The organism is Streptomyces mirabilis, from assembly GCF_018310535.1.
Classification (GTDB): Bacteria; Actinomycetota; Actinomycetes; order Streptomycetales; family Streptomycetaceae; genus Streptomyces.
Map to the genome: position 1 here is coordinate 6,183,512 of NZ_CP074102.1, position 25,159 is coordinate 6,208,670.

26 protein-coding genes are annotated in these 25,159 nt (G+C 71.0%); 13 read left to right on the forward strand and 13 right to left on the reverse strand.

Translation table 11 applies throughout. The features are described from left to right. The first annotated feature begins 1 nt into the window (after position 1). A complete protein-coding gene (locus SMIR_RS27210) occupies positions 2-235 on the forward strand; it encodes a ferredoxin (protein WP_054230941.1) in 234 nt (77 codons plus the stop codon). 320 nt (positions 236-555) lie between these two features. Here SMIR_RS27210 and SMIR_RS27215 read toward each other — a convergent pair whose 3' ends face one another. Continuing rightward, positions 556-1,200, reverse strand: a complete 645-nt coding sequence (locus SMIR_RS27215; RefSeq protein WP_168490955.1) for a TetR family transcriptional regulator — start codon at positions 1,198-1,200, stop codon at positions 556-558. A 250-nt stretch (positions 1,201-1,450) separates the two neighbouring features. Here SMIR_RS27215 and SMIR_RS27220 point away from each other — a divergent pair, with 250 nt between their 5' ends. The 3 genes from SMIR_RS27220 to SMIR_RS27230 are packed head-to-tail and all read left to right on the forward strand — an operon-like array spanning position 1,451 to position 4,784. Further along, positions 1,451-2,971, forward strand: coding sequence for a glycosyltransferase family 4 protein (locus tag SMIR_RS27220; protein WP_248002893.1), 1,521 nt, complete (start codon positions 1,451-1,453; stop codon positions 2,969-2,971). After that, entirely contained in the window at positions 2,965-3,711 is a 747-nt protein-coding gene (locus tag SMIR_RS27225; protein WP_075026596.1) for a class I SAM-dependent methyltransferase, read from the forward strand. The genes SMIR_RS27220 and SMIR_RS27225 overlap by 7 nt, the downstream gene beginning before the upstream one ends. Further along, entirely contained in the window at positions 3,708-4,784 is a 1,077-nt protein-coding gene (locus SMIR_RS27230) for a prenyltransferase/squalene oxidase repeat-containing protein (RefSeq protein ID WP_101405436.1), read from the forward strand. Before SMIR_RS27225 ends, SMIR_RS27230 begins: the two co-directional genes overlap by 4 nt. Positions 4,785-4,812: 28 nt before the next feature. Here SMIR_RS27230 and SMIR_RS27235 read toward each other — a convergent pair whose 3' ends face one another. Then, positions 4,813-5,106, reverse strand: coding sequence for a hypothetical protein (locus SMIR_RS27235; protein ID WP_067363108.1), 294 nt, complete (start codon positions 5,104-5,106; stop codon positions 4,813-4,815). Positions 5,107-5,262: 156 nt separating this feature from the next. On the opposite strand from SMIR_RS27235, the gene SMIR_RS27240 reads away from it, so the two are divergent. Beyond that, entirely contained in the window at positions 5,263-5,826 is a 564-nt protein-coding gene (locus tag SMIR_RS27240; protein ID WP_168490953.1) for a hypothetical protein, read from the forward strand. A 21-nt stretch (positions 5,827-5,847) separates the two neighbouring features. Here SMIR_RS27240 and SMIR_RS27245 read toward each other — a convergent pair whose 3' ends face one another. The 5 genes from SMIR_RS27245 to SMIR_RS27265 all read right to left on the reverse strand — a co-directional run bounded on the left by SMIR_RS27245 (position 5,848) and on the right by SMIR_RS27265 (position 11,574). Further along, on the reverse strand, positions 5,848-6,858 hold the full coding sequence (locus SMIR_RS27245) for an LLM class F420-dependent oxidoreductase (protein ID WP_168490951.1): 1,011 nt from the start codon (positions 6,856-6,858) through the stop codon (positions 5,848-5,850). 129 nt (positions 6,859-6,987) lie between these two features. Further along, positions 6,988-7,821, reverse strand: a complete 834-nt coding sequence (locus SMIR_RS27250) for a DUF5336 domain-containing protein (protein WP_168490949.1) — start codon at positions 7,819-7,821, stop codon at positions 6,988-6,990. 158 nt (positions 7,822-7,979) lie between these two features. After that, positions 7,980-8,981: an N-acetylmuramoyl-L-alanine amidase gene (locus tag SMIR_RS27255; RefSeq protein WP_168490947.1), complete on the reverse strand. Its 1,002-nt coding sequence runs from the start codon at positions 8,979-8,981 to the stop codon at positions 7,980-7,982. A gap of 22 nt (positions 8,982-9,003) precedes the next feature. Continuing rightward, positions 9,004-9,654 carry a class I SAM-dependent methyltransferase gene (locus tag SMIR_RS27260; protein WP_168500983.1) on the reverse strand — a complete coding sequence of 217 codons (651 nt, stop codon included), beginning with the start codon at positions 9,652-9,654 and terminating at the stop codon, positions 9,004-9,006. 174 nt (positions 9,655-9,828) lie between these two features. After that, positions 9,829-11,574: an MFS transporter gene (locus tag SMIR_RS27265; protein ID WP_168490945.1), complete on the reverse strand. Its 1,746-nt coding sequence runs from the start codon at positions 11,572-11,574 to the stop codon at positions 9,829-9,831. Between the two features lie 232 nt (positions 11,575-11,806). Between SMIR_RS27265 and SMIR_RS27270 the strand changes: the two genes are divergently transcribed. The 4 genes from SMIR_RS27270 (at position 11,807) to SMIR_RS27285 (ending at position 16,019) form a co-directional block, all read left to right on the forward strand. Continuing rightward, a complete protein-coding gene (locus SMIR_RS27270; RefSeq protein WP_168490943.1) occupies positions 11,807-13,000 on the forward strand; it encodes a lipid-transfer protein in 1,194 nt (397 codons plus the stop codon). 118 nt (positions 13,001-13,118) lie between these two features. Continuing rightward, positions 13,119-14,546, forward strand: coding sequence for an MFS transporter (locus SMIR_RS27275; RefSeq protein ID WP_168490940.1), 1,428 nt, complete (start codon positions 13,119-13,121; stop codon positions 14,544-14,546). Positions 14,547-14,649: 103 nt separating this feature from the next. After that, the gene (locus SMIR_RS27280) at positions 14,650-15,189 is read left to right on the forward strand and encodes a SigE family RNA polymerase sigma factor (RefSeq protein ID WP_168490937.1); all 540 of its coding nucleotides are present in this window, start codon (positions 14,650-14,652) and stop codon (positions 15,187-15,189) included. Beyond that, positions 15,189-16,019, forward strand: coding sequence for a hypothetical protein (locus SMIR_RS27285; protein ID WP_211118692.1), 831 nt, complete (start codon positions 15,189-15,191; stop codon positions 16,017-16,019). The genes SMIR_RS27280 and SMIR_RS27285 overlap by 1 nt, the downstream gene beginning before the upstream one ends. 41 nt (positions 16,020-16,060) lie before the next feature. Here the strand turns inward: SMIR_RS27285 and SMIR_RS27290 are convergent, their stop codons facing one another. Next, on the reverse strand, positions 16,061-16,693 hold the full coding sequence (locus SMIR_RS27290; RefSeq protein WP_168500982.1) for a response regulator transcription factor: 633 nt from the start codon (positions 16,691-16,693) through the stop codon (positions 16,061-16,063). Between the two features lie 336 nt (positions 16,694-17,029). On the opposite strand from SMIR_RS27290, the gene SMIR_RS27295 reads away from it, so the two are divergent. Then, entirely contained in the window at positions 17,030-18,535 is a 1,506-nt protein-coding gene (locus SMIR_RS27295) for an alpha-L-arabinofuranosidase B (protein ID WP_248002892.1), read from the forward strand. Here the strand turns inward: SMIR_RS27295 and SMIR_RS27300 are convergent. The 3 genes from SMIR_RS27300 to SMIR_RS27310 are packed head-to-tail and all read right to left on the reverse strand — an operon-like array spanning position 18,513 to position 21,453. Next, positions 18,513-19,793, reverse strand: a complete 1,281-nt coding sequence (locus tag SMIR_RS27300; RefSeq protein WP_212727505.1) for a sensor histidine kinase — start codon at positions 19,791-19,793, stop codon at positions 18,513-18,515. The genes SMIR_RS27295 and SMIR_RS27300 overlap by 23 nt on opposite strands. 29 nt (positions 19,794-19,822) lie before the next feature. Beyond that, positions 19,823-20,542, reverse strand: coding sequence for an ABC transporter permease (locus tag SMIR_RS27305; protein ID WP_212727506.1), 720 nt, complete (start codon positions 20,540-20,542; stop codon positions 19,823-19,825). Further along, positions 20,542-21,453 (reverse strand): ABC transporter ATP-binding protein, encoded by a 912-nt coding sequence (locus tag SMIR_RS27310; protein ID WP_211118691.1) that lies wholly within the window; start codon positions 21,451-21,453, stop codon positions 20,542-20,544. The genes SMIR_RS27305 and SMIR_RS27310 overlap by 1 nt, the downstream gene beginning before the upstream one ends. 254 nt (positions 21,454-21,707) lie before the next feature. On the opposite strand from SMIR_RS27310, the gene chsH3 reads away from it, so the two are divergent. The 3 genes from chsH3 to SMIR_RS27325 are packed head-to-tail and all read left to right on the forward strand — an operon-like array spanning position 21,708 to position 24,721. Continuing rightward, complete coding sequence (gene chsH3, locus SMIR_RS27315) at positions 21,708-22,601, forward strand: enoyl-CoA hydratase ChsH3 (RefSeq protein WP_168490929.1); 894 nt, start codon at positions 21,708-21,710, stop codon at positions 22,599-22,601. A gap of 45 nt (positions 22,602-22,646) precedes the next feature. Continuing rightward, positions 22,647-23,723, forward strand: coding sequence for a Zn-dependent alcohol dehydrogenase (locus SMIR_RS27320; RefSeq protein WP_095854967.1), 1,077 nt, complete (start codon positions 22,647-22,649; stop codon positions 23,721-23,723). Positions 23,724-23,782: 59 nt separating this feature from the next. Continuing rightward, complete coding sequence (locus tag SMIR_RS27325) at positions 23,783-24,721, forward strand: 3-oxoacyl-ACP reductase (RefSeq protein WP_168490925.1); 939 nt, start codon at positions 23,783-23,785, stop codon at positions 24,719-24,721. Positions 24,722-24,752: 31 nt separating this feature from the next. On the opposite strand, the gene SMIR_RS44375 is transcribed toward SMIR_RS27325, so the two are convergent. Beyond that, positions 24,753-24,875 (reverse strand): hypothetical protein, encoded by a 123-nt coding sequence (locus tag SMIR_RS44375; protein ID WP_282190306.1) that lies wholly within the window; start codon positions 24,873-24,875, stop codon positions 24,753-24,755. A 76-nt stretch (positions 24,876-24,951) separates the two neighbouring features. Next, positions 24,952-25,119, reverse strand: coding sequence for a hypothetical protein (locus SMIR_RS27330; protein ID WP_212727507.1), 168 nt, complete (start codon positions 25,117-25,119; stop codon positions 24,952-24,954). Between the last annotated feature and the right edge of the window lie 40 nt (positions 25,120-25,159).

The following is a 25,159-nucleotide window of genomic DNA, read 5'->3' on the forward strand; positions in this document are numbered from 1 at the left end:
GATGGGCGACCGCTGGGGGGTCGAGGTCGACCGCTCCGTCTGCATCGGCTCCGCCCAGTGCGTCCACCGCGCCCCGGAGGCCTTCCGGCTCGACACCGCCATGCAGTCGCATCCGGCCGAGGCGGAGACCGACGCCAACGAGAAGATCCTGGAGGCGGCGGAGAGCTGTCCGGTGGAGGCCATCATGATCACGCTGCTGGGAAGCGGGGAGCCGGTGTTTCCACCGGAGGACTGAGACCGGGATCGAGGCCGGGACCGAGACCGGAATCGAGGTCGGGCGCGGCCTCGAAAAAAAGTCCTCTTTGGGTGGCTCCATCCGGCCGTGGGCGTTCTATTCTGGAAGTGGCCTACGAGGCGAGTGAGGGAGTTCAACCGGAGTAGCCGACTTTGGCGAGAGGCAGCAACTTCCGCCGGGGCCGACGTCGACGGTCGGGCTGAGAGGCCTGAAGGTAGTAATCGGACCGGAAGGCGACCTCCATCACCTGATCCGGACCATGCCGGCGAAGGGAACCCGTCTCGTAGGTTTTCGCGCGCCTTCGTGTACCGACCGCATGCCTAGGGCTTCTCGGCCGGCTCCGTCAGGTCGATCAGGCGGCACACCGTCTCGATGTCGATCTTGACCTGGGCGATGGAGGCGCGGCCGGAGAGCCAGGTGATCAGGGCCGAGTGCCAGGTGTGCTCGATGACCCGGACCGCGGAGAGCTGCGCGGGGCTCGGGTCGTCCAGCCCCATCGCGTCCAGGATGATCACCGTGGTCTGCCGGGACACCTGGTCGACCTCGGGGCTCACGCTGCGGTCCGCGAAGGTCAGCGCGCGGACCATGGCGTCGGCGAGGTGCGGCTCGCGCTGCAGGGCGCGGAAGGCCCGCATCAGCGTCTCCGCCACCCGCTCCGCCGCCGTGTCCCCGGCCGGCGGCTTCTTGCGGAGGGTGCCGTGCATGTGCTCCAACTGGTCCTGCATGGTGGCGACCAGCAGATGGACCTTCGAGGGGAAGTAGCGGTACAGCGTGCCGAGGGCGACCTGCGAGGACTCCGCGACCTCGCGCATCTGCACCGCGTCGAAGCCGCCCCGGCTGGCCAACTGCGCGCTCGCGTGCAGGATCCGGCGGCGGCGTGCCTCCTGCCGCTCGGTGAGCGGGGGAGAGGCCGGCTGCGCGGCGGGTCGCGCGGACTTGGCTTCCACCTTGACTTCCGCAGACATGGGTCCCGTTCCGTGGTTCAGCTGGAGGAGCGACGAGACAGCATGGCAGACACTTCCGTGGGTCAGAACACATCCGTCATGTCATCCGTCCCGACGCTTCCGTCGTGGCGCGGATCACCTGATCCACTGCTCACAGAGACGCTACCTGCCGGTAGATTCAGTGCTCCTCGAACGATCAAGTCTGAAACTTGTTCTAGATTAGCGTCCCGGCGTAATCTCGCGGGAAAGTGCAGGGAGAAGGGGGCCGTAAGTGACCGCTGAGGCCATGGAGGCGGGCCCCGGAGCGGGCGCGGCCACCAACGGTGACGGACCGTTGCGCATCGCGCTCCTCACGTACAAGGGGAACCCGTTCTGCGGCGGTCAGGGCGTGTACGTACGGCACCTCTCGCGCGAACTGGCCCGCCTGGGCCACCGGGTCGAGGTCATCGGCTCCCAGCCGTACCCCGTGCTGGACGAGAACCTCCCCGGGCTCAGCCGCAACCTCACCCTCACGGAACTGCCCAGCCTCGACCTGTACCGCCAGCCGGACCCCTTTCGCACCCCGAAGCGCGAGGAGTTCCGCGACTGGATCGACGCGGTCGAGGTCGGCACGATGTGGACCGGCGGCTTCCCTGAACCCCTGACCTTCTCCCTGCGCGCCCGCCGCCATCTGCGCGCCCGGCGCGGGGACTTCGACGTCGTGCACGACAACCAGACGCTCGGGTACGGGCTGCTGGGCGACGTCGGCGCGCCGCTGGTCACCACCATCCACCACCCCATCACCGTCGACCGTCAGTTGGAGCTCGACGCCGCCGAGGGGCGCCTGCGCCGCGCGTCCGTACGCCGCTGGTACGCCTTCACGCGCATGCAGAAGCGGGTCGCGCGCCGTCTGCCGTCCGTGCTCACCGTCTCCGGCAGCTCGCAGCAGGAGATCGTCGATCACCTGGGCGTCGCCCGGGACCGTGTCCACGTCGTGCACATCGGCGCGGACACCGACCTCTTCTCGCCCGATCCGTCCGTGCCGCAGGTACCGGGCCGGATCGTCACCACGTCCAGCGCGGACGTGCCCCTCAAGGGGCTCATCCACCTCGTCGAGGCGCTCGCCAAGGTGCGCACCGAGCACCCCGGCGCGCATCTCGTCGTCGTCGGCAAGCGTGCCGAGGACGGGCCGGTCGCCCAGGCCATAGAGCGGTACGGCCTCGAGCGCGCCGTCGAGTTCGTCAAGGGCATCTCGGACGCGGAACTCGTCGACCTCGTGCGGTCCGCCGAGGTCGCCTGCGTGCCGTCCCTGTACGAGGGGTTCTCCCTGCCCGCCGCCGAGGCGATGGCCACGGGGACCCCGCTGGTGGCCACCACCGGCGGGGCGATCCCGGAGGTCGCCGGACCCGACGGCGAGACCTGCCTCGCGGTTGCGCCCGGCGACTCGGGGGCGCTGGCCGCCGCGCTGGGCCGGGTGCTGGGCGACCCGGAACTGCGGGTACGGCTCGGCTCCGCCGGACGCGCGCGTGTACTGGACCGCTTCACCTGGGCCCGCGCCGCCGAGGGCACGGTGGCCCACTACCGCGAGGCGATGGCGCTTTCCCACGCTCGGCTTCGCTCGCGCGGGGGGACCCCCGTCGCGCCGACGGCCATTGCGCCGGACGCCCCCGCCTCCGCCCCGGCGGCCGTCGCCACGGTCGGTGCGGGCGCCGTCTCCACCCCCGGCCCCGCAGGGACCCCCGGCCCCGTAGATTTCGGCCCGGCCACGGGCGTCACCCCCACCTCCGATCGTGAAAGCAGGGCCACGTGCTGACCGTCGACTTCTCCCGGTTCCCGCTCGCCCCGGGCGACCGCGTACTGGACCTCGGATGCGGTGCCGGCCGGCACGCGTTCGAGTGCTACCGGCGCGGCGCCCAGGTCGTCGCGCTGGACCAGAACGGCGAGGAGATCCGCGAGGTCGCCAAGTGGTTCGCGGCGATGAAGGAGGCGGGCGAGGCCCCGGCCGGCGCCACCGCGACCGCGATGGAGGGCGACGCGCTCGCGCTGCCCTTCCCCGACGCGTCCTTCGACGTCGTGATCATCTCCGAGGTCATGGAGCACATCCCGGACGACAAGGGCGTCCTCGCCGAGATGGTGCGCGTGCTGAAGCCGGGCGGGCGCATAGCGATCACCGTGCCGCGCTACGGCCCGGAGAAGGTCTGCTGGACCCTGTCCGACGCGTACCACGAGGTCGAGGGCGGTCACATCCGCATCTACAAGGCGGACGAACTGCTGGGCAAGATGAAGGAGGCCGGGCTCAAGCCGTACGGCACCCATCACGCCCACGCCCTGCACAGCCCCTACTGGTGGCTGAAGTGCGCGTTCGGCGTCGACAACGACAAGGCGCTGCCCGTGCGGGCGTACCACAAGCTGCTGGTCTGGGACATCATGAAGAAGCCGCTGGCCACCCGGGTCGCCGAGAACGCGCTGAACCCGCTGATCGGCAAGAGCTTCGTGGCGTACGCGACCAAGCCCCACCTGCCCCTCGACTCCGCCGCGGTGGACGCTTCGTGACGACTCCGCGCACGCCCCGGACAGAACACCTCGTCCTGCCCGGGGTCCTCACCGCCGAGGAGGCGGCCGCCACGGTGCGGGCCGTCCTCGGGGTGCAGCGACCCGACGGCGCCATACCGTGGTTCCGTGGGCACCACCTCGACCCGTGGGACCACACCGAGGCGGCCATGGCACTGGACGCGGCGGGGGAGCACGAGGCGGCCGAGCGGGCGTACGAGTGGCTGGCCCGCCACCAGAACCAGGACGGTTCCTGGTACGCGGCGTACGCCGACGGGGACGCGGACGACGTCACCGACCGCGGCCGGGAGACCAACTTCTGCGCCTACATCGCGGTCGGCGTCTGGCACCACTACCTCGCCACCGGCGACGACGCCTTCCTCGACCGGATGTGGCCCGCGGTCTACGCGGCCGTGGAGTTCGTGCTGCGCCTCCAGCAGCCCGGCGGGCAGATCGGCTGGAAGCGCGAGGACGACGGCACGGCGGTCGAGGACGGCCTGCTGACCGGGAGTTCGTCCATCCACCACGCGCTGCGCTGCGCGCTCGCCATCGCCGAGCAGCGCGAAGAGCCGCAGCCCGACTGGGAGTTGGCGGTCGGCGCGCTGCGGCACGCGATCCGCAGGCACCCCGAGCGGTTCCTCGACAAGGACCGCTACTCGATGGACTGGTACTACCCGGTGCTCGGCGGCGCGTTGACCGGCGCCGAGGCCGAGGCCCGGATAGCGGAGGGCTGGGACCGGTTCGTGGTCCCGGGGCTCGGCGTGCGCTGTGTGGTGCCCAACCCGTGGGTGACCGGCGGCGAGTCGGCCGAACTCGCCCTGGCCCTGTGGGCCGTGGGCGAGTCCGACCGTGCCCTGGAGATCCTCCAGTCCATCCAGCACCTGCGCGACCCGAAGACGGGCCTCTACTGGACGGGCTATGTCTTCGACGCCCGGACGATCTGGCCCGAGGAGCTCACCAGCTGGACGGCCGGCTCGGTCCTGCTCGCCGTCGCCGCGCTCGGCGGCGACGAGGCGACCTGCGCGGTCTTCGGCGGCGAGCGCCTGCCGCTGGGGCTCGACGCGGAGTGCTGCTGAGCCCTGCCGGCAGCCGGGCGGGGACCGCTCAGTGGCGGTGCATGCGGTTGGCGATGGCGTGGCCGATGAAGAGGTACACGACGGCGGCCAGGCCGTAACCCGCGACCACGCGTGCCCACGCCCTGTCGAACGTGAACAGGTCGCGGGACCAGCCGGCCAGCCAGCTCGCCACGTTGTGGACGAACTGGACCAGGTCGTTGGCCCGGTTCGCGTCCAGGAGATACATCAGGATCCACAGGCCGAGGATGACGGCCATCACGTCGGCGACGATCGCGATGACCGTGCCCGCTTGGTTGGAACCGTTGCGATATCGAGGGGACATGCCCTCCGGGTTGCCGCGTATCCGTCGATGAAACCCACGGGGTACGGCACTCGAACGGGTCGCTCGAGTGGCGCAGTGACCGTGTTCGGGTGAGCCTGCTGGAAGAGCCGTGTCTCCCGGAAACCGGGAGAACCGTTCCCTTCCCCGGAGGACCCCGTGCCCGTACCGATACGGCGCCTCGTCGTGGCGCTCACCGTCTGTTGCGCCCTGCTCGCCGGTGCCACGGCCTGCGGCAGTGGCAGCAGTGCCACCAAGGACACCGCCGCCGTCGTGGCGGCCGCCACCCCGTCCAGCAGCAGCACCGTGGAGAAACAGAAGCTCTCCAAGACCCGCTTCGTGGCGAACGCGGGCCTGGCCGCCGGAGCCACCTACCAGTGGATCGTGAAGCCGTGGAAGGCCGGCAAGTTCAAGAAGGGCGCCAAGGGCCGCAGGACCGCCCTGATCAAGGCGGCCCTGGCCGGCACGTTCGCGTACAACCGGCTCAAGGCCGCGAGCCGGAACGCCCAGGGCGACCCCACGCTCTCCAAGGCCGTCGCCCCGCTCACCGCGGGCATCGACGCCCTCAAGAACCTGCCGTCCAAGCTCCGCAAGGGTGACTCGACGGACGCGACCGTGGGCTCGTTCGACGACATCATCAACAAGGTGAAGGACGCGGGCAAGAGCGCGGGCGCCCCGGTCACCGACAAGGTGCCGTCGGCCTCGCAGCTGTCCGGCGGCTGATCCCCGACCGCCGTACCGCCCCTAGGAGTTGAGCTCGGCGAGAACCCGCAGCGAGTGAGGGTCCGGTGACAGCGCCAGCAGGTCCGTCACCGGGCCCTTGCGCCACAACTCCAGCCGCTCGGCGATGCGTTCACGCGGTCCGACGAGGGAGATCTCGTCGGCGAACGCGTCCGGGACGGCGAGCACCGCTTCCTGGCGGCGTCCCGCGAGGAACAGCTCCTGGATGAGCCGGGCCTCCTCCTCGAACCCCATCCGTGCCATCAGATCGGCGTGGAAGTTGCGCGCCGCGTGCCCCATCCCGCCGATGTAGAAGCCGAGCATCGCCTTCACGGGCAGCAGCCCTTTGGTGACGTCGTCGCAGACGCGGACATGGGCCATGGGCGCGACGAGGAAGCCGGCGGGGAGATCGCTCAGCGCGGCCTCGTAGGCTCCTGGGCGGGTCGGCGACCAGTACAGCGGCAGCCAGCCGTCCGCGATCCGGGTCGTCTGCGCGATGTTCTTCGGCCCCTCGGCGCCGAGCAGGATCGGCAGGTCGGCGCGGAGCGGATGCGTGATCGGCTTCAGCGGCTTGCCGAGCCCGGTGCCGTCCTCGCCCCGGTAGGGGTGCTTGTGGAAGCGGCCGTCGAGCTCGACGGGCCCTTCGCGCCTGAGGACCTGGCGTACGACGTCGACGTACTCCCGGGTCGCGGTCAGCGGCGACTTCGGGAACGGACGGCCGTACCAGCCCTCCACGACCTGTGGCCCCGACAGCCCGAGGCCGAGCATCATGCGCCCGCCCGAGAGGTGGTCGAGGGTGAGCGCGTGCATCGCGGTGGTGGTGGGGGAGCGGGCGGCCATCTGCGCGACGGCCGTGCCGAGCCGGATACGGGTCGTGTGCGCGGCGATCCAGGTCAGCGGGGTGAAGACGTCCGAGCCCCAGGACTCGGCGGTCCACACGGAGTGGTAGCCGAGCCGCTCCGCCTCCTGGGCGAGCGGCAGATGGTCCGCGGAGGGCCCGCGCCCCCAGTAGCCGAGTGCGAGGCCGAGCCGCATGAACCCTCCAGGAGTTAGGTTCTGACGATGCGTCAGTCATGTGCACGCGCCCGCCGACTGTACGGCAACGGCCCCCCGCCCGGAAGGACGAGGGGCCGTGGGAGGCCGTACGGGAGCGGACGCGGCCGGTCAGCCGCGCTGGATCCCGGAGGTGTCCTGCAGCACGCCGCGACGGCCGTCCTGCGTCTGCGCCACCAGGTTCGCACCGCGCTGTTCCACGGCCAGATACCAGGTGCCCGGCGCGAGTTCGGCGATCGGCGCCTGCGAACCGTCCTCCGCGAACAGCGGACGCGGCACCGGCACGGCGAACCAGAACGGCGAGAAGTCACCGGCGGGCGGCTGCGGTTGCGGGGCCGGCGCCTGCTGCGGCTGGCTGGGCTGGGCGCCGAACGCCTGCCCCTGCTGCGGCTGACCCCCGAAGGCCTGACCCGGCTGCTGGGCACCGGGGTAGCCGTAACCCCCGGGCGGCTGGGCGCCGTAGGGCTGAGGGGCGGCGGGCTTGGGGGCGGGTACGAGCGCGGCCTGCAGGGCCGGGACGAGCGGGGTCGCGATGGCGGCGCCGGCCATGATCAGCGTCGCGATGAACGCGAGGATGAGGCCGGTGCCGGCGCTGACGCCGCTGTCCCCGCTGCCGGCGTTGTCGACGCCACCCATCGGGTCGAAGACGTTCCCGAGCGCGCTCCACGCGGCGAAGACCGTGAAGGCGACGCCGAACTGACCGAGGTCGAGTCCGACGATCTTGGGCACCTGCGGCAGGCCGTGGGAGACGACGACCAGCGCGGCCCCGATGATGCCGGCCAGGACCACGCTCAGCAGGAGCGGTCCGCTCGACCAGGCGCTGGGGATATTGGCACTGCTCGAGGCCCCGTCGATCGAAAAAATGTCGAGGAACGACGCGATGAACAGCAATACCGCTGCTCCGATCACCACGCCGTCGCCTCGAGTGAGGGAGCGGATATTCACTTCAGGTCCTTCGTCAGTCGTCTCGTCGTCGGTGGAGGCGTCGCTGACACCATGTCGCCGTAAGGCCCTGGTGTGAAGCGCGGGGGTGGCCCCTCATCGTAGGGACGACACTATCGCCCGTCCGATCAGGGTGTCCGTCGGGTTCGATCCGCCGATCACTACCCGCGCAGGAAACTCACGATTCCCTCAGAGATCCCACGCGCAGCCTTCTGCCGCCATGGACCGCTGGTCAGCAACGCAGCGTCCTTGCTATCGCGCATGTTGCCGCACTCGATGAACACCTTCGGAACCGTTGACAGATTGAGACCGCCGAGATCACTGCGGACGTCGAGTCCGGTGCCGCCGCCGATGTAGTTGGAGGGCGCGCTGCCTGTGTCGCGGACGAAGTTGCCCGCGATGCGCTCGCCGAGATCGCGGGAGGGGGCGACGATCGCGCGGGTGTCGGCGGTGCCGGAGTGGACGGACGCGGGGAGGATGACGTGGAAGCCGCGGTTGCCGGCCGCGGAGCCGTCCGCGTGGATGGAGACGACCGCGTCGGCGTGCGCGTCGTTGCCGATGCGGGCCCGCTCGTCGACGCACGGGCCCCAGGAACGGTCGCCGTCCTGGGTGAACTTCACCGTGGCGCCCTCCTGTTGCAGGAGCGTGCGCAGCCGGCGGGCTACGTCGAGCGTGAACCGGGCTTCCGTGTAACCCGCGTTGGTCGACGTGCCGGTGGTGTCGCACTCCTTCCAGTTCGTGCCGATGTTCACCTTGCGGTTGATGTCGGCCGAGTGCTGGAAGTTGCCGGGGTTGTGGCCCGGGTCGATGACGACGACCTTGCCCTTGAGGGGCCCCGCGGCGGCGGGCAGGTCCGAGGCGGCGGGAGTGGCGGGGCCGGAGAAGGTCGAGCTCGGCGGCTTCCCGTCGTCCGTCCCGGACGCGCTCGGTGTCCGCGCCGCGGCGGAGGCGGACCCGGGTGCCGCGGAGGAGGACCCGGGTGTGCCGGCCGAGGTCGTCGACGTGGCGGACGTACTGCCCCCGCCGCCCGAGTCACCCACCGCCTGCCACACCAGCCACCCCACCAGCGCACCCGGCACCAGCGCGGCGACCGCCACCGTCATCGGCCCGCGCCGGGAGCGGCGGGGGCCGGGAGGATCGAAGTCAGGACCTACGTACGACACGTCAGCGACTCTAACCGCGCTCTCAGATCCCCGCTCCCGTTCGCCGCAGGACGCGCAGTGAGTCGGTCACCGAGACCTCGGTGAACGCGCCGGACTCCAGGGCGCGGAGGTAGACGCGGTAGGGGGCCTGGCCGGTGAACTCGTCGGCCGGGTCGGGGAACACGTCGTGGATGAGGAGGAGGCCGCCCTCGGCGACGTGCGGCGCCCAGCCCTCGTAGTCGCCGGAGGCGTGCTCGTCCGTGTGGCCGCCGTCGATGAAGACGAGACCGAGGGGGGTGCGCCAGAAGGCGGCGATCTGCGGCGAGCGGCCGACCATCGCGACCACCTGGTCCTCCAGGCCCGCCTTGTGGAGGGTGCGGCGGAAGGTGGGAAGGGTGTCCATCCGGCCGATCTCGGGGTCGACCGTGGCCGGGTCGTGGTACTCCCACCCGGGCTGCTGCTCCTCGCTGCCCCGGTGGTGGTCGACGGTGATCGCCGTCACCCCGGCCGCGCGCGCCGCGTCCGCGAGCAGGATCGTGGAGCGCCCGCAGTACGTGCCGACCTCCAGGAGGGGCAGTCCGAGCCGGCCCGCCTCGACGGCGGCCTCGTACAGCGCGAGCCCCTCACGGAGCGGCATGAACCCCTTCGCGGCCTCGAAGGCGGCCAGGATCTCCGGCTTGGGCGCCGCGGGCATGGGGTCCTGCATCGGGGTCCTCCATCGGGTGCGAACGGCAGCGTCGCACGTCCGCCTGTGCGGGTTCGCGTGTACGTGTGCCTGTGAGCGCCCCATGGTGCACCACACCCCCGCCGCGTCGGCGGCGGGGGTGTGGGTGCGGATGGGACCGGGCCCCAGGGCCTGTCGTTCGGATCAGGCCTGGGCCGCGACGGTCTCGCTCGGCAGCGCGAGGTCCAGTTCTACGGGGCGGTCGTCGCCGGAGTGGGTCGCCGAGGAGGCGAGCGGGCCGTGGCCCGGTGCCCTGGCGGCGAGGACGTACGCACCCTCGGCGGGCACGGCGAGCGCGTAGCTGCCGTCCGCCTCGGAGAGCGTGGCGCCCGCCTGGCGGCCCCGCCGGTCGATCAGGGTGACCTTGGCACGGGCGACCGTGCCGCCGTCGGCGTCCAGCACCCGGCCGCGGAAGCCGCGGAGCACCTCTTGGGCGCGCTCCAGGGCCGCGTCCTCCTCGCTGCTCGCGCGCAGCTGCGGCTTGGTCGCCGGGCGTCGGCCCGGCAGCAGCAGGGCGAAGAGCAGACCGATGGCGACCGCGCCGGTGGCGATCAGGAAGGAGACCCGGAAGCCGTGCATGGTGGGGACCTCGACGCCACCGACGTTGTGCGCGGTGTTGGCGAGGACCATACCGATGACGGCGCTGGAGACCGACGTACCGATCGAGCGCATCAGAGTGTTGAGGCCGTTGGCCGCGCCCGTCTCCGAGGCCGGGACGGAGCCGACGATCAGCGCGGGCAGCGAGGAGTAGGCGAGGCCGATGCCCGCGCCCAGGACCACCGAGATCACGATGGTCTGCCAGGCGGCGCTCATCAGCCCGAGGCCGGCGCCGTAGCCGATCGCGATGATCAGCATGCCGAGGATCAGGGTGACCTTGGGGCCGTACTTGGCGGAGATCCGGGCGTAGACCGGCGCGGTGAACATCATCGTCAGACCGAGCGGCGCCACGCACAGACCCGCGACCACCATCGACTGGCCGAGGCCGTAGCCGGTGGCCTTCGGCAGCTGGAGCAGCTGCGGCAGGACGAGCGAGACGACGTAGAAGGAGACGCCGACCATGATCGAGGCGAGGTTGGTGAAGAGCACCGAGCGGCGGGCGGTGGTGCGCAGGTCGACCAGCGGCGCCTTCACGCGCAGCTCCATGACGCCCCACAGGAGCAGGACGACGGCCGACGCGGCGAACAGGCCGAGCGTGGTGGTCGAGGTCCAGCCCCAGTCGCTGCCCTTGGTGATAGGCAGCAGGAAGAGGACGAGGCCCGCGGAGAGGCCCGCCGCGCCCAGCCCGTCGAAGGTGCCCTCGGCGCGCATCGGGGACTCCGGTACGGCGACGAGGGTCAGGACGATCGCGACGGCGCCGAGACCGGCGGCGAGGAAGAAGAGGGCGTGCCAGTCGGCGTGCTGCGCGACCAGGGCCGCGACGGGCAGCGCGAGTCCGCCGCCGACGCCGATGGAGGAGCTCATGAGGGCCATCGCCTCGCCGAGCTTCTCGCGGGGCAGCATGTCGCGCATCAGGCCGATGCCGAGCGGGATCGCGCCCATGGCGAAGCCCTGCAGGGCGCGGCCGACGATCATCACCAGCAGTTCGCTGGTGAAACCGGCTATGAGCGAGCCGACGACCATCACGGACAGGCTCGCGAGCAGCATCCGCCGCTTGCCGTAGAGGTCACCGAGCCGGCCCATGATCGGCGTGGCCACGGCTCCCGCGAGCAGCGTCGAGGTCATCACCCAGGTGGCGTTGCTGGGTGCGGTGCCCAGCAGCTCCGGCAGGTCCTTGATGACCGGAACGAGCAGGGTCTGCATCACCGCGACAACGATGCCCGCGAAGGCCAGTACCGGCACGATCGCGCCGCCGGGCCTCCGGGTGGGCTGGTCGGTCGTCGTGTGCGTCATTGCGTGAGGCCTCCAGGCCAAAAGAGAGAGGGAGGAAGGAGGAGAAGGGGGGTGGCGATTCCGTGCGGGAACGCGTGCGGGAGTGCGTGCGGGATACGTGCAAGAGGAACCCGGTGTGCCCGGGCAACTATTCCGATGCTTCGGCGTACTAACAAAATCTTGACCTTCCCATGAAGAACTGACCTGGCGTCAGACCTGGCGACCAACTGAAACGTGTTCTAGTCTGCGCGCCATGAAGGCCTACGTCGCCGGGGTCGGGATGACCAGGTTCGAGAAGCCCGAGACCCGTGATTGGCAGTACTGGGACATGGTGCGGGAGGCGGGGAGTGCCGCGCTCACGGACGCCGGGATCGCGTACGCCGAGGTGGAACAGGTTCCCGTCGGCTACTGCTTCCAGCCCTCGACCGCCGGCCAGCGCGCCGCGTACGAACTCGGCCTGACCGGCGTCCCCGTCTACAACGTCAACAACAACTGCGCCACCGGATCGAGCGCGCTGATGCTGGCCCGGCAGTTCGTCGAGGGCGGGGTCGCGGACTGCGTGCTCGCGCTGGGCTTCGAGAAGATGAAGCGCGGGGCGCTGGGGGGCGGTGCGGACGGGGGAGACTTCTCGACGTCCCCGGTGGCCCGCCACTACGGCGTCATGGCCGCCCGGCACGGCTTCGAGATGTCCCCGCCCACCGCGCAGATCTTCGGCGACGCGGCGCGCGAGCACATGGAGAAGTACGGCACCACCGAGGCGCAACTCGCCGCCGTCGGCGCCAAGAACCACCGCCACTCGGCGAACAATCCGTACGCCCAGTTCCAGGATGTGTACGGGGTCGACGAGATCCTCGCCGCCCGGGTGGTGCACCGGCCGCTGACGAAGCTCCAGTGCTCGCCCACCTCGGACGGTGCCGCCGCCGCGGTCGTCGTGTCCGAACGGTTCGTGGAACGCCATGGGCTGGCGGACAAGGCCGTCGAGATCGTCGCGCAGGCCATGACCACCGACACCGAGGAGTCCTTCGCGTCCGGTTCCTGCGTCGACGTCGTCGGACAGCCGATGTCGCGGGAGGCCGCGCGCCAGGTGTACGAGCGGTCGGGACTCGGCATCGACGACGTGGACGTCGTGGAACTGCACGACTGCTTCTCCATCAACGAGCTGCTGACGTACGAGGCGCTGGGAATGTGCGAGGAGGGGGAGTCCGGCAAGCTCGTCGAGTCGGGGGCCACGACGTACGGCGGGCGGTGGGTCGTGAACCCGTCCGGCGGGCTGATCTCCAAGGGGCATCCGCTGGGGGCGACCGGGATCGCCCAAGTGGCCGAGTTGGTGTGGCAGTTGAGGGGCGAGGCGGGGCCCCGGCAGGTGCCGGGCGCACGGGTCGGGCTCGCCCACAACATCGGGCTGGGCGGGGCGGCGGTGGTCACGCTGCTGCGGGCGGCGGGCTGATCACTCGGGGTCCGTTCGAGGCTGCCTCGATGTCGGGTGCACGGGTGGTCCTAGGGCCCGTGGCCGAGGGGTGAGTGCGGCGAAATCCCGATGCAAGGACCGTAGGGCGGTTGAGAGCATGACACCCATGCTTCGAGCCGCGGAAGACCCCCGAATATCAACTCGCGTCGCGCCGCCCACCTGGCTGGTGGTGGCGCTCGCCTGCGCCGGACAGTTCCTCGTGGTGCTCGACGTGTCCGTCGTGAACGTGGCGCTGCCGTCCATGCGGAGCGACCTGGGGCTGAGCGCGCCGGGCCTGCAGTGGGTGGTCAACGCGTACGCGATCGCGTTCGCCGGGTTCATGCTCCTCGGCGGGCGGGCCGGTGATCTGTACGGGCGCAAGCGGATGTTCCTGGTCGGGCTCGCGCTGTTCACGGTGGCCTCGCTGGGCGGCGGGCTCGCCCAGGCGGGCTGGCAGCTGCTGGTCGCGCGGGCCGCGCAGGGGCTCGGAGCGGCGGTGCTCGCGCCTTCGACGCTGACGATCCTCACCTCGGCGGTCCCGGAGGGCGCCGCCCGCGCGCGGGCCATCGCGACCTGGACGGCGGTCGGCGCCGGGGGCGGGGCGGCCGGTGGTCTGGTCGGCGGGCTGCTGGTGGACGGGCTGTCGTGGCGGTGGGTGCTGCTGATCAACGTGCCGGTGGGCGCGGTGGTGCTGGCGGGCGCCGCACGGTGGCTCGTGGAGAGCCGGGCCGGGGACGGGCGGCGGCTCGATCTGCCGGGCGCGTTGCTGGTGACGGCGGGGCTCGCGACCCTCGCGTACGGGATCGTGCAGACCGAGGCGCAGGGGTGGGCGGCTGCCGCGACCCTCGTACCGTTGTGTGCCGGGCTCGCGCTGATCGGTCTGTTCCTCCTGGTCGAGGCACGGACGCGGGTGCCGCTGATGCCACTGCGACTGCTCGGTGTGCGGGCGGTGGCGTCGGCGAACGCGGCCATGTTCGTGTGCGGCTCCGCGATGTTCTGCATGTGGTTCTTCATGACGCTGTACGCGCAGAACGTGCTCGGCTACTCGCCGCTGGGCGCCGGGCTCGCGCTGGTGCCGAGCTCGCTGGCGGTGGTCCTCGGCTCGAAGCTCGCACCGCGGCTCATGCCGGTGGTCGGGGCGCGCAATGTCGCCGTCATCGGGTCGCTGGTCGCCGCGGCGGGCTTCGGCTGGCAGTCGACGATGACGGCCGACGGCTCGTACCTGACGGCGATCATGTTCCCCGGGATCCTGATGATGGCGGGCGCGGGGCTGGCCGCCACCCCGCTGGCCTCGCTCGCGACCTCGGGCGCGGCGCCGGGGGACGCCGGTCTGGTGTCGGGGCTGGTCAACACCTCGCGCACGATGGGCGGTTCACTCGGACTCGCCGTCATGTCGACCATCGCGGCCTCGCGCACGGGGAACGGCTCGTCGGCCGAGGCACTGACGGCGGGGTACGCGCTGGCCTTCCGTACGGGCGGGTATGTGCTGCTCGGCGGGGCGGTGCTGATGCTGCTGTGGCTGCCCTCGAAGATCTCCGCTCGCTGAGGCGAGGAAAGAACCCTGCTCGCCGAGGCGGCGAAAGATCTCCGCTCGCCGGGGCAACGAAATCCGGTCCTCGTGGACTCCTTTGTACATCTAGGAGGTGCCCATGGGGGATCGGAAGCAGGCTCGGGACGAGGAGTTCCAGCGCTTTGTCATCGGCCGCTGGCCGCGGTTGATGCGTACGGCATTTCTCCTTACGGGGGAGCAGCACGCCGCCGAGGACCTGGTCCAGACGACGCTGGAGCAGGTCTATGTGGCCTGGCGCAGGGTCGGCACGGCCGACGAGCCGGAGGCCTACGTACGGCGCGTGATGATCAACGCGCACGCCCGGAGGCACCGCAGAAGGCTCAAGGAGTTCCTGGCGCCGAAGGACGACTCGGGGCTCACGCACGAGCTGCCCGACCACGGTGACCGCATCGCCCAGGCCGACGACCGCAGCGCCCTGCTGACCGCGCTCGGCCAACTGCCGCCGCGCCAGCGCGAGGCGGTGGTCCTCCGGTACTGGGAGGACCTGAGCGAGAGCCAGGCGGCGGAGGCGATGGGCTGTTCGGTGGGCGCGGTGAAGAGCAACGCGGCGAAGGGGATCGCGAAGCTGCGCGCCATACCGGGCCTGGCGGACATGGTGACGCACGGAGGGCGGAAGTGATGAGCGCGGACCGGGAGACGAACCACGACATGACACACAGGGACATCGCCTTCCTGCTGGCCGACGCCGCGGACGAGGCGGAGATCGGCATAGCCCCCTACCAGGCGGTGATTCGCGGCGGCCGCCGCCGCAAGGCCCGCCGCTGGGCACTGGCGGCAGCGGCGGCGCTGGTGATCGCCGGTTCGACGGGGACGCTGGCGCTGGCCGGGGCGACGGACGGTGACGCACGGCGGGTCGCGCCTGCGGCGACGCGGCCGCCCACGGGTGAGGAGCGGCATGTGTACGAGCCGCAGCGGACCACGCTGGGGAAGGGGCACGACGGCGACAATGACTGGGAGGTCACCATCGACGTGTGGGGGGCGTCGAAGAACGGGGCGGAGGCACAGCGTCAGTGGACCGTCATGGAAGATTACGGCGGGACGCCGATGGGAGCGCGAGATGCCGAGAAGCTGATCGGCAAGGCCTGGTACTTCGTGCACGCGAGGGTGGGCGATCAGACGTCGATGGTGATGACCGGCCAGTTCGAGAAGGGCGACACCCTGTCGGGCGCAGAGTTCGAGTCGGGTGCGATCCGCATGCCGTCCAGTGAGTCCGTCCAACCCGGCGCACCCAACCGGCTCGTGATCGGCGACGTCGCCCCGACCGCCCGGCGTGTCACCTGCACGTGGAACGACGGTACGAAGACCGAGGTCCCGCGCGCGCCCGAGGGCGCCGGCTTCGGCCCGGACTTCAAGCCGTACATCCGCCCTGTCAAGGGCTCCCAGCCGAACTGGTTCGTGTGCGTGGCCCCGGAGGGCACGAGCTACAAGTCGGTGAAGGTGACGGGCTGATGTGAGCCGACCAGAGATGGTCCGGCCGGAGAAAGGACGGGCTACAGCCAGCCCTGCTGGCGGGCCTCCCGCATCGCCTCCATGCGGTTGCGGGTGCCCGTCTTGCCGATCGCGGAGGAGAGGTAGTTGCGGACGGTCGACTCGGAGAGGTGGAGCTTCGAGGCGATGTCGGCGACGGTGGCGCCGTCCACCGAGGCCTTCAGGACGTCGCACTCACGGGCGGTGAGCGGATTGGGTCCGGCGCTCAACGCGGCGGCGGCGAGCGCCGGGTCGATGACCGTCTCGCCGGTCAGCACCCGCCGGATCGCCTCGGCCAGGTCTTCCACGGGGCCGTCCTTGACCAGGAACCCGGCGGCGCCCGCCTCCATCGCGCGCCGCAGATACCCGGGCCGGCCGAAGGTGGTGAGGATCAACACCCGGCAGTCGGGCGCCTCTTCGCGCAGTACGGCGGCGGCGTCCAGGCCGCTCATTCCCGGCAGCTCGATGTCCAGCAGGGCCACGTCCGGACGGTGCGTCAGCGCCGCGTCCACGATGGCGTCGCCCGCCGCGACCTGGGCGACGACCTCGATGTCCGGCTCCATCCCCAGCAGCAGGGCGAGCGCGCCCCGCATCATTCCCTGATCCTCGGCGAGCAGGACACGTACGGACTTCGTGGGCCGGTGGTCCCGGGGCATCTCGTTCACGGGGCCAAGAGTAGGGCGAGGGAAGGCGCGTGACCCGTCGTGGTGCGCACTTCGCCGGTCGTTAAAAACTCTCCATGGTTCGACTCCGCGCGTCTTGACGGCCCTTGACTCCGGGCAAACAATCGCCTCGACATTCCGTGATCGCCTTTGCCGTTCCTGTGCCGAGCCGATATTCGCAAACGTTCGACATTTCGACCGGGAAAGGGTTCGGTATTTCGATCGAACAATGTCCGGTATTTCGACCGGGTACCCGCACTGTCCTACCAGGAACGGAAGAGGTGCACCGTGTTCCCAAGATCGTCGCGCTTAAGAAGCGCCGTACTCGCCGTGCTGTCGGTGCTGGCGGCCGTCGTCGCGCTCGCCGTCGGCGCCCCGGCGGCCACCGCCGCGGGATCGCTCCCCTGTGACGTCTACGCCGCCGCGGGCACGCCCTGTGTCGCCGCGCACAGCCTCGTCAGGGCGCTCTACTCGTCGTACAACGGCTCGCTCTACCAGGTGCAGCGCGCCTCCGACAGCGCGACCGCGAACATCGGTCTCCTGGCGGCCGGCGGATACGCGAACGCGGCGGCACAGGACTCCTTCTGTACCGGCACCACCTGCATCATCACCAAGATCTACGACCAGTCCGCGCGCCACAACGACCTCACCGTCGAGGGCGCGGGCGGGGCGGGCGCGGCCGATGTCGGGGCGCCCGCGGACGCGCTGCCGGTGACCGTCGGCGGCCACCAGGTCTACGGCCTGGAGATCTCGGCCGGCATGGGCTACCGGGACAACTCCACCTCGGGCGTGGCCACCAACGGGGCGGCCGAGGGGATGTACATGGTGACCTCCGGCACCCATGTGAACGGCAGCTGCTGCTTCGACTACGGCAACGCCGAGACCAACAACAAGGACACCGGCAACGGCCACATGGACGCGATCAACTTCGGCACCGAGTGCTGGTTCTCGCCCTGTTACGGCCAGGGCCCCTGGGTGCAGGCCGACCTGGAGAACGGGCTGTTCCAGTCGGACTCCGGCTACAGCAAGAACACGTCGAACACCGGCACCGGGTCGATGCCGTTCGTGACCGCTTTGCTGAAAAACAACGGTCAGGACCATTTCGCGCTGAAATACGGCAACGCCCAATCGGGCAGTCTCACGACCACTTATTCCGGGGGTGAACCCACCACGAGTGGTTACTCGCCCATGCATCAGGAGGGCGCGATCGTCCTGGGCACCGGCGGCGACAACAGCAACGGCTCCATCGGGTCCTTCTTCGAGGGCGTCATGACCTCGGGCATCCCGACGGACGCCGCCGACAACTCCGTCCAGGCCAACATCGTCTCCGTCGGCTACGGCGGTGCGACCGGCAGCACCGGTTCGCTGACGGCCGGGTCGGAGATCTCGCTGCGCGCGACCACCTCGTGCTGCACGACCGACTACATCCGCCACCAGAACAACGCGGCGGTCATCTCGGCCATCACGTCGAGCAGTTCGACGCTCGACAAGAGCGACGCCACCTGGATCGTGCGCAAGGGCCTCGCCGACGGCTCCTGCTATTCCTTCGAGTCACGGAACTACCCGGGCGACTTCCTGCGGCACTACAACTACCAGCTCTACCGGCAACCCATGGTCGGCACCGCGCAGTTCAGACAGGACGCCACGTTCTGCGCCGAGACCGGCAAGAGCGGGACGGGGACCTCGTTCGCGTCGTACAACTACCCGACGAGATACCTCCGGCACTACAACTACAACGTCTACATAGCGAGCAATGGCGGCTCGAACACCTTCGACAGCGCCACCTCGTGGACGGACGACGTGAGCTGGGCGGTCACGGCTCCCTGGGCGCCGTAGCCACCGAAGAAGACGCCAAGTCCGCCGCCTCCACCGGGAGTTCGGCGGTGACCGTGAAGCCGCCGCGCGGCGACGGGCCGGCCCTGAGTGACCCGCCCGCCGCCGCGAGGCGTTCCGTCAGGCCCTTCAGACCGGTGCCGCCGACACCTTCGGCGGGACCGGTCGAGGGGGCGCCCGTGCCGGTGCCGTCGTCCGTGACGGTCAGGCGGACGTGGCCGTCCAGTACGCCCTCGACGGTGATCTCGCAGCGGGTCGCGCCGCTGTGCCGTACGACGTTCGTCACCGCCTCCCGGACCACCCAGCCCAGCAGGGCCTCGTTCTGCGGGGTCAGCGGGGCACCGGACTGGCGGACCACGGGGTCGACGCTCGCCGCGGACAGGGCGGAGCGGGCCCGGTCCAGTTCTGTGGTGAGGCTGCCCTCGCGATAGCCGGTGACCGCCTCGCGGATCTCGGTCAGCGCCTGCCGGCCCACGGACTCGATGTCCGTGATCTGGGTGAGGGCCGCGTCCAGGTCGCGCGGGGCCAGCCGACGGGCCGCCTCCGACTTCACCACGATGACGGAGAGCGTGTGGCCGAGCAGGTCGTGCAGGTCGCGGGAGAAGCGCAGGCGCTCCTTCTCGACGGCACGGCGGGCCAGCTCCTCGCGGGCGGCGCGAAGTTCCCGTACCGCCTCGGAGAGGGAGAGGATCGCCGCCGTCACCATGGTGGACAGGAAGGTGCCGTACGCGACGTTGACCGCGTCCCAGCCCGCCCGGACGAAGGAGACCACCGCCGCCAGCGTGGTCAGGCCGAGACCGATCTGACCGAGTCGCGGGCCCCGCAGCACCGCGCCGGTGGCCAGGCCGAGGAGCGGGAAGAAGTACAGCCAGCTGCCGCCGTACCCGAGGGCCAGCCCACAGGTGACCAGGCCCATCAGGACGAGTGCCACCCTGGTGGAGCGGGCCTCGCGCGCTTCCTTCACGAAGGCGCGGAACGTCACGTAGATGTAGAGGGAGTTGAAGGCGAACAGACCCAGACCGCCGATCCAGGGGTTGGGGGTCTTGCCCTGGAGGAGGTTGGAGAAGGCGCCCATCCCCATCAGCAGCCACGGCAGCAGCGCGAAGCCGGTGGGCGGCGGGCCCGGGTCCTCGGGCATCTTCCCGCCGCTCTTGCGGGCGGCCCGCTGCTCGGCCTTGAAGCGCTCCATGTCGGCCCGCCAGCGCGCCTGCGCCGCCCGCCACTCCTTCACCTGGCAGGTGACCTCTCGCATCCAGGACATGTCCCCGCTCCCCCTTCGGACGGTCCGCTTCAGATGGTCCGCGCGGCCCTGCGGTACGAGACCACAGCGTACGAACCGAAGGCCAGTAGCCAAGCTGTGAGAACCACCACCGCACCGAGCGCCGGTGCGTTGCCGTCGGCGACGGAGGTGCCGAGCTGGGCGATGCGGTTCGTGGGTGTGAAGCCGGACAGGGACCGGAGCCAGCCCGGGAAGAGCGCGAGCGGGAACCACAGGCCGCCGACCACCGAGAGCCCCAGGTTGCACACCATGTTCGCGACGCCGGTCGTCTGGGCGGTGAGCAGATAGCCGTTGCCGAGGCCGAGCAGGGTGAAGGGTATCGAGCCGAGCCATAGCAGCACCGCGACCGCGGCCCACTGCCAGACCTCCAGCCGTACGCCGTTGACCAGGCCGCCCGCCGCCAGCACCGCGGCGATCGCGGGCAGCACCGTCACCGAGCCGGTAAGCGCCCGCCCGAGCACCACCTCGCGCGGGGTCATCGGCGTCACCCGCAACTGCCGCAGCCAGCCGATCACCTTGTCCTCGGCGACCCCGCCGCCGGTGTTCAGGGCCGAGCCCACCGCCCCGTACGCGGCCATGCCGATCATCGAGCCGGTCTTCCAGCCGTCATCACTGCCGTCACCGAGGTTGGTGAACAGCAGATACATCATCACGGGCATCGCGATGCCGCCGATGACGAAGCCGGCGTCGCGCAGCGTCCGGCGCACTTCGAGCCGCAGATAGTCCAGCATCACACCGTCTCCAGAACATGCGAGGTGAGCGCCATGAACGCGTCGTCCATGGACGCGGGGACGACCTCCAGACCGCGGACCGCACCGAGTTCCGCCAGCGCGAGCACCGTCGCGTCCGAGTCGTCCGTGCGCAGCCGGGCCCGGTCCCCGCGCACCTCCACCGACACCACACCGGGCAGCAGGGTCAGCCCCTCGGTGCCCCGGCCCGCGAGGTCGAAGGAGACCAGATTGCCGCCCACCGACCGCTTGAGCTGCTCGCCGGTGCCGTCGGCGACGAGCCGGCCGTGGTCGATGACGAGGATCCGGTCGGCGTGCGCGTCGGCCTCCTCCAGGTAGTGCGTGGAGAACAGGACGGTGTGGCCACGCCGCGCATAGGACCGCATCGAGTCCCAGAACGCGCGCCGCGCCTCCACGTCCAGTGCGGCGGTCGGCTCGTCGAGCACGATCAGGTCGGGGTTCCCGGCGAGCGCCACCGCGAACCGCACCCGCTGCGCCTGTCCGCCGGAGAGCCGGTCGACGCGCCGCCCGGCCAGATCCGGGATCCCCGCGAGCTCCAGCGCGTCGGCGACCGGGAGCGGCGCGGGATAGCGGCCCGCGACGAAGGAGACCAGCTCGCGGACGGTCACGCGGGGCACCGGCCGGGTCTCCTGAAGCATCGCGCCGACCCGCCCGGCACGCACCGCCGCCTGCGGGGGGCGGCCGAAGAGCGCGACCGTCCCCTCGTCCGGCTCGTTCAGGCCGAGCAGCAGGGAGATCGTGGTCGACTTCCCCGCGCCGTTGCGCCCCAGCAGCGCCACCGTCTCGCCGCGCCCGATCTCCAGATCGACCCCGTCCACCGCGCGCACCGCGCCGAACGCCTTGACCGCCCCCGTGAAGGACACGGCACGCTCTGTCCCACCTGTCTGTGTCATGCCTCAGACGGTACGAATCCGCGCCCCCTGCCCGGCAGATGCGCTTGTACGGACTCCGGCAGGACAAATGTCACGGCCGGGCGGACGGACCGTTGACCTGACAGGGCGTCAGGAGCCTTCACAACTGCCGAGTGCTGGGCTATACAAGGGTCGCCGGACTGGAACGCGTTCTAGATCGGCCAGTGTCGACCTCGGTGCGGCCGACGGTGCGGACGGCCGCACCGAGGTCTTTCGCGCTACTGATCAGGAGCCCCATGCCCATCGACGCCGCCAAGGCCCTCGCCGCCGAACCCCGCAGCGGTGAGATCACCTGGGACCGCAAGGACGTCCAGCTCTACCACCTCGGCCTCGGAGCGGGCGTCCCGGCGACGGATCCCGACGAGCTGCGCTACACCCTCGAATCGAAGCTGCACGTCCTGCCGAGCTTCGCCACCGTCGCGGGCGCCGGTTCCCCCGGAGTGATCAGCGGCCTGTCCATGCCCGGCGTCGACGTCGACCTGGCCCGCGTCCTGCACGGCGGCCAGACCATCGAAGTGCACCGCCCGATCCCGGTCGAGGGCAAGGCCGTGGCCACCGGGCGGATCGCCGCCGTGTACGACAAGGGCAAGGCGGCCGTCCTCGTCATGCGCACCGAGGTCGCCGACGCCGAGGGACCCCTGTGGACGAACGACGCCCAGATCTTCGTACGGGGAGAGGGCGGCTGGGGCGGCGACCGCGGCCCCTCCACCCGCCTGGAGGAGCCCGCAGGCGCGCCGGACCGGACCGTCGAGCGCCCGGTCCGCGAGGAGCAGGCGCTGCTCTACCGGCTCTCCGGCGACTGGAACCCGCTGCACGCCGACCCCGAGTTCGCCAAGCTCGCCGGGTTCGACCGGCCGATCCTGCACGGGCTGTGCACGTACGGGATGACGCTCAAGGCGGTCGTCGACACGCTGCTCGGCGGGGACGTGGCGCGCGTCCGCTCGTACACCACGCGCTTCGCCGGGGTCGTGTACCCGGGGGAGACCCTGCGCATCCGTATGTGGCGGCGGGAAGGCAGCGTCCGGGTGGCCGTGAGCGCCGCCATGGGGGTCCCCCCGCTCGAGCGAAGCCGAGAGTGGGGGAGGGACGACGCGCCGGTCCTCGCCGACACCGTCGTCACACACTCCTGAGCCCAGCCCATCAGTGACCAGCCCGTTGTCGAGGGGAGCCGCACCATGCGCGCAGCCGTACAGCACGAGATAGGCCAGGACAAGCTCGAAGTCCTCGACGACATCGAGGCGGTGGGCTTCGGTCCGGGCAAGGTGCGGATCCGGGTACGGGCCACCGGGCTGTGCCACTCCGACCTGTCCGCGATGAGCGGCGTACTGCCGCAGCCCGCGCCGTTCGTACCCGGCCACGAAGGTGCCGGGGAGATCGTCGAGGTCGGCGAGGGCGTCACCCACCTCAAGCCCGGCGACCGGGTCGTCGTCTGCTGGCTGCCCGCCTGCGGCGTCTGTCCCGCCTGCAAGCGCGGCCAGAGCCAGCTGTGCCTGGCCGGGTTCATGAACGCCGGCACGCCCAACTTCAGGCGCCCCGGCCAAGACGTCTTCGGCTTCGCCGGGACCGGCACCTTCACCGAGGAGGTCGTGGTCGACGCGGGCTGCGCCGTGCCGATCCCGGACGACGTGCCCTTCGACATCGCGGCCCTCATCGGCTGCGGAGTGACGACCGGCCTCGGCGCCGCTCTCAACACCGCGGACGTGGCGGCCGGTTCGTCGGTCGCCGTGATCGGCTGCGGAGGCGTCGGCATCTCCGCGATCCAGGGCGCGCGCCTCAAGGGCGCCGCCGAGATCGTCGCCGTCGACCCGGTCGCCTCGCGCCGGGAGGCCGCGCTGCGGTTCGGTGCGACGAAGGCGGTCTCGCCGGACGAACTCCCGGGCGCGAAGCAGTCGGTGACCGGCGGCGAGGGCTTCGACTACGTCTTCGAGGTCGTCGGCCGCTCCGCCACCGCCCGCACCGCCTACGAGAACACCCGCCGCGGCGGCACCCTCGTCATCGTCGGCGCGGGCGCCATGGACGACTTCCTGCAGCTCAACATGTTCGAGCTGTTCTTCGACGAGAAGCGGATCCTGCCGTCCATGTACGGCGGCGGAGACGTCCTGCGGTCGTACGAGCGGACGGTCGCCCTGTGGCGTGCGGGCCGCATCGACCTGGAGAGCCTGATCACCCACCGGGTGCCGCTGTCCGGGATCAATGAGGCGCTGGACCAGATGCGGACGGGAACCGCGCTGCGTACGTGCATCGAGATCTGACCCCGCGACCGCCGCCACCTGCCCCCCCACGACCGCCGTCACGACTGCTGAGGACTTCGATGTCACTGCCACTTGAAGGGCTCGCCGCGATCGTCACCGGCGCGGGGCGCGGGCTCGGCCGGATCGAGGCACTGGAACTGGCCCGCCTGGGTGCCGCCGTCGTCGTCAACGACTACGGGCAGCCCGGGCGGGACGGCTCCGGCGCGGCGTCGGCCACCCCCGCCGAGGAGGTCGCCGCCGAGATCAGCGCCGCGGGCGGCCGCGCCCTCGCCCACACCGGGGACGTCTCCGACCGCGAACGGGCCCGTGAGCTGGTCGACCTGGCGACCGGCGAGTTCGGGAAGCTGGACATCCTCGTCAACAACGCGGGCATCCTGCGCGACCGGATGGTCTTCTCGATGTCCGAGGACGAGTGGGACTCCGTCATCCGGGTCCACCTGAAGGGGCACTTCAACACGACCCACTTCGCGTCCGCGCACTGGCGGGCGCGGTCCAAGGCGGGGGACGGGCCGGTGTACGGGCGGATCGTGAACACCTCCTCGGAGGCGTTCCTCGCGGGCTCGGCGGGTCAGCCCAACTACGCGGCGGCCAAGGGCGGGATCGTCGGGCTGACCACCTCGACCGCGCTGGCGCTCGCGAAGTACGGCGTGACGGCGAACGTCATCTGCCCGCGCGCCCGGACCCGGATGACCGAGGACGTGTTCCACGGGTTCGAGGTGCCCGAACAGGGACTCGATCCCCTCGCGCCCGAGCATGTCGCGCCCCTCGTAGGCTACTTGGCCTCACCCGCCGCCGCGCACGTCAACGGACAGCTGCTCGTCGTGCACGGCGGCATGGTCGCGGTCGTCGAACGGCCGCGGGTGGCCGCCAAGTTCGACACCAAGCAGGACGCCTTCACCTACGACGAACTCGACGCGCTGCTCGGCCCGTACTACGCGGAGCGGCCACCGGGGGAGACGTTCGCCGCGGCGGAAGTACTGGGACTCAAGCACACCTAGTGCGCCTGGCGGTTCCGAGTCCGCCCTTCAACTACCCCTGGCCGTCGTGCTCCGGGCTGAGCAGCCGGCCGTCGGTCGACAGGGGCGGGTGTGCCGGCTGGGGCAAGTAGTGCCGGAAGAACAGTTCGGCGACCAGCTCGCGGCGGCCGCGCACCCCCACCTTGTCGAAGACAGAACGGCCCCGCTCGCGCCGAGCGCGAGCGGGGCCGTATCACTGATTCGGCTTACCGTCAGGCCGATGTGCCCTGCTGGTCGGACGGCTTGCGGTGGCGGCCGTGGGGGGTCGCCTCGTCGTCCTGGCCGGAGACCGGGCCGCGGTGCTTGCCGTGGCCTTCGGCCAGGGTCGTCGCCTCGTGGGCGTCGGTGGCCGGCGGTTCCATGGTGCTGGTTTCGCTCATGTGGAAGTGTTCACCCCGTCAACAAGATCCTTCTTTGCAG

Bases quoted from the DNA above. Each gene is read 5' to 3' on its own strand.
- SMIR_RS27210 (WP_054230941.1), top strand. From the start codon at position 2: ATGGGCGACCGCTGGGGGGTCGAGGTCGACCGCTCCGTCTGCATCGGC.
- SMIR_RS27215 (WP_168490955.1), bottom strand. From the start codon at position 1,200: ATGTCTGCGGAAGTCAAGGTGGAAGCCAAGTCCGCGCGACCCGCCGCG.
- SMIR_RS27235 (WP_067363108.1), bottom strand. From the start codon at position 5,106: ATGTCCCCTCGATATCGCAACGGTTCCAACCAAGCGGGCACGGTCATC.
- SMIR_RS27245 (WP_168490951.1), bottom strand. From the start codon at position 6,858: ATGCGGCTCGGCCTCGCACTCGGCTACTGGGGGCGCGGGCCCTCCGCG.
- SMIR_RS27260 (WP_168500983.1), bottom strand. From the start codon at position 9,654: ATGCCCGCGGCGCCCAAGCCGGAGATCCTGGCCGCCTTCGAGGCCGCG.
- SMIR_RS27265 (WP_168490945.1), bottom strand. From the start codon at position 11,574: ATGACGCACACGACGACCGACCAGCCCACCCGGAGGCCCGGCGGCGCG.
- SMIR_RS27270 (WP_168490943.1), top strand. From the start codon at position 11,807: ATGAAGGCCTACGTCGCCGGGGTCGGGATGACCAGGTTCGAGAAGCCC.
- SMIR_RS27275 (WP_168490940.1), top strand. From the start codon at position 13,119: ATGACACCCATGCTTCGAGCCGCGGAAGACCCCCGAATATCAACTCGC.
- SMIR_RS27280 (WP_168490937.1), top strand. From the start codon at position 14,650: ATGGGGGATCGGAAGCAGGCTCGGGACGAGGAGTTCCAGCGCTTTGTC.
- SMIR_RS27285 (WP_211118692.1), top strand. From the start codon at position 15,189: ATGAGCGCGGACCGGGAGACGAACCACGACATGACACACAGGGACATC.
- SMIR_RS27290 (WP_168500982.1), bottom strand. From the start codon at position 16,693: ATGCCCCGGGACCACCGGCCCACGAAGTCCGTACGTGTCCTGCTCGCC.
- SMIR_RS27300 (WP_212727505.1), bottom strand. From the start codon at position 19,793: ATGTCCTGGATGCGAGAGGTCACCTGCCAGGTGAAGGAGTGGCGGGCG.
- SMIR_RS27305 (WP_212727506.1), bottom strand. From the start codon at position 20,542: ATGCTGGACTATCTGCGGCTCGAAGTGCGCCGGACGCTGCGCGACGCC.
- SMIR_RS27310 (WP_211118691.1), bottom strand. From the start codon at position 21,453: ATGACACAGACAGGTGGGACAGAGCGTGCCGTGTCCTTCACGGGGGCG.
- chsH3 (WP_168490929.1), top strand. From the start codon at position 21,708: ATGCCCATCGACGCCGCCAAGGCCCTCGCCGCCGAACCCCGCAGCGGT.
- SMIR_RS27320 (WP_095854967.1), top strand. From the start codon at position 22,647: ATGCGCGCAGCCGTACAGCACGAGATAGGCCAGGACAAGCTCGAAGTC.
- SMIR_RS27325 (WP_168490925.1), top strand. From the start codon at position 23,783: ATGTCACTGCCACTTGAAGGGCTCGCCGCGATCGTCACCGGCGCGGGG.
- SMIR_RS27330 (WP_212727507.1), bottom strand. From the start codon at position 25,119: ATGAGCGAAACCAGCACCATGGAACCGCCGGCCACCGACGCCCACGAG.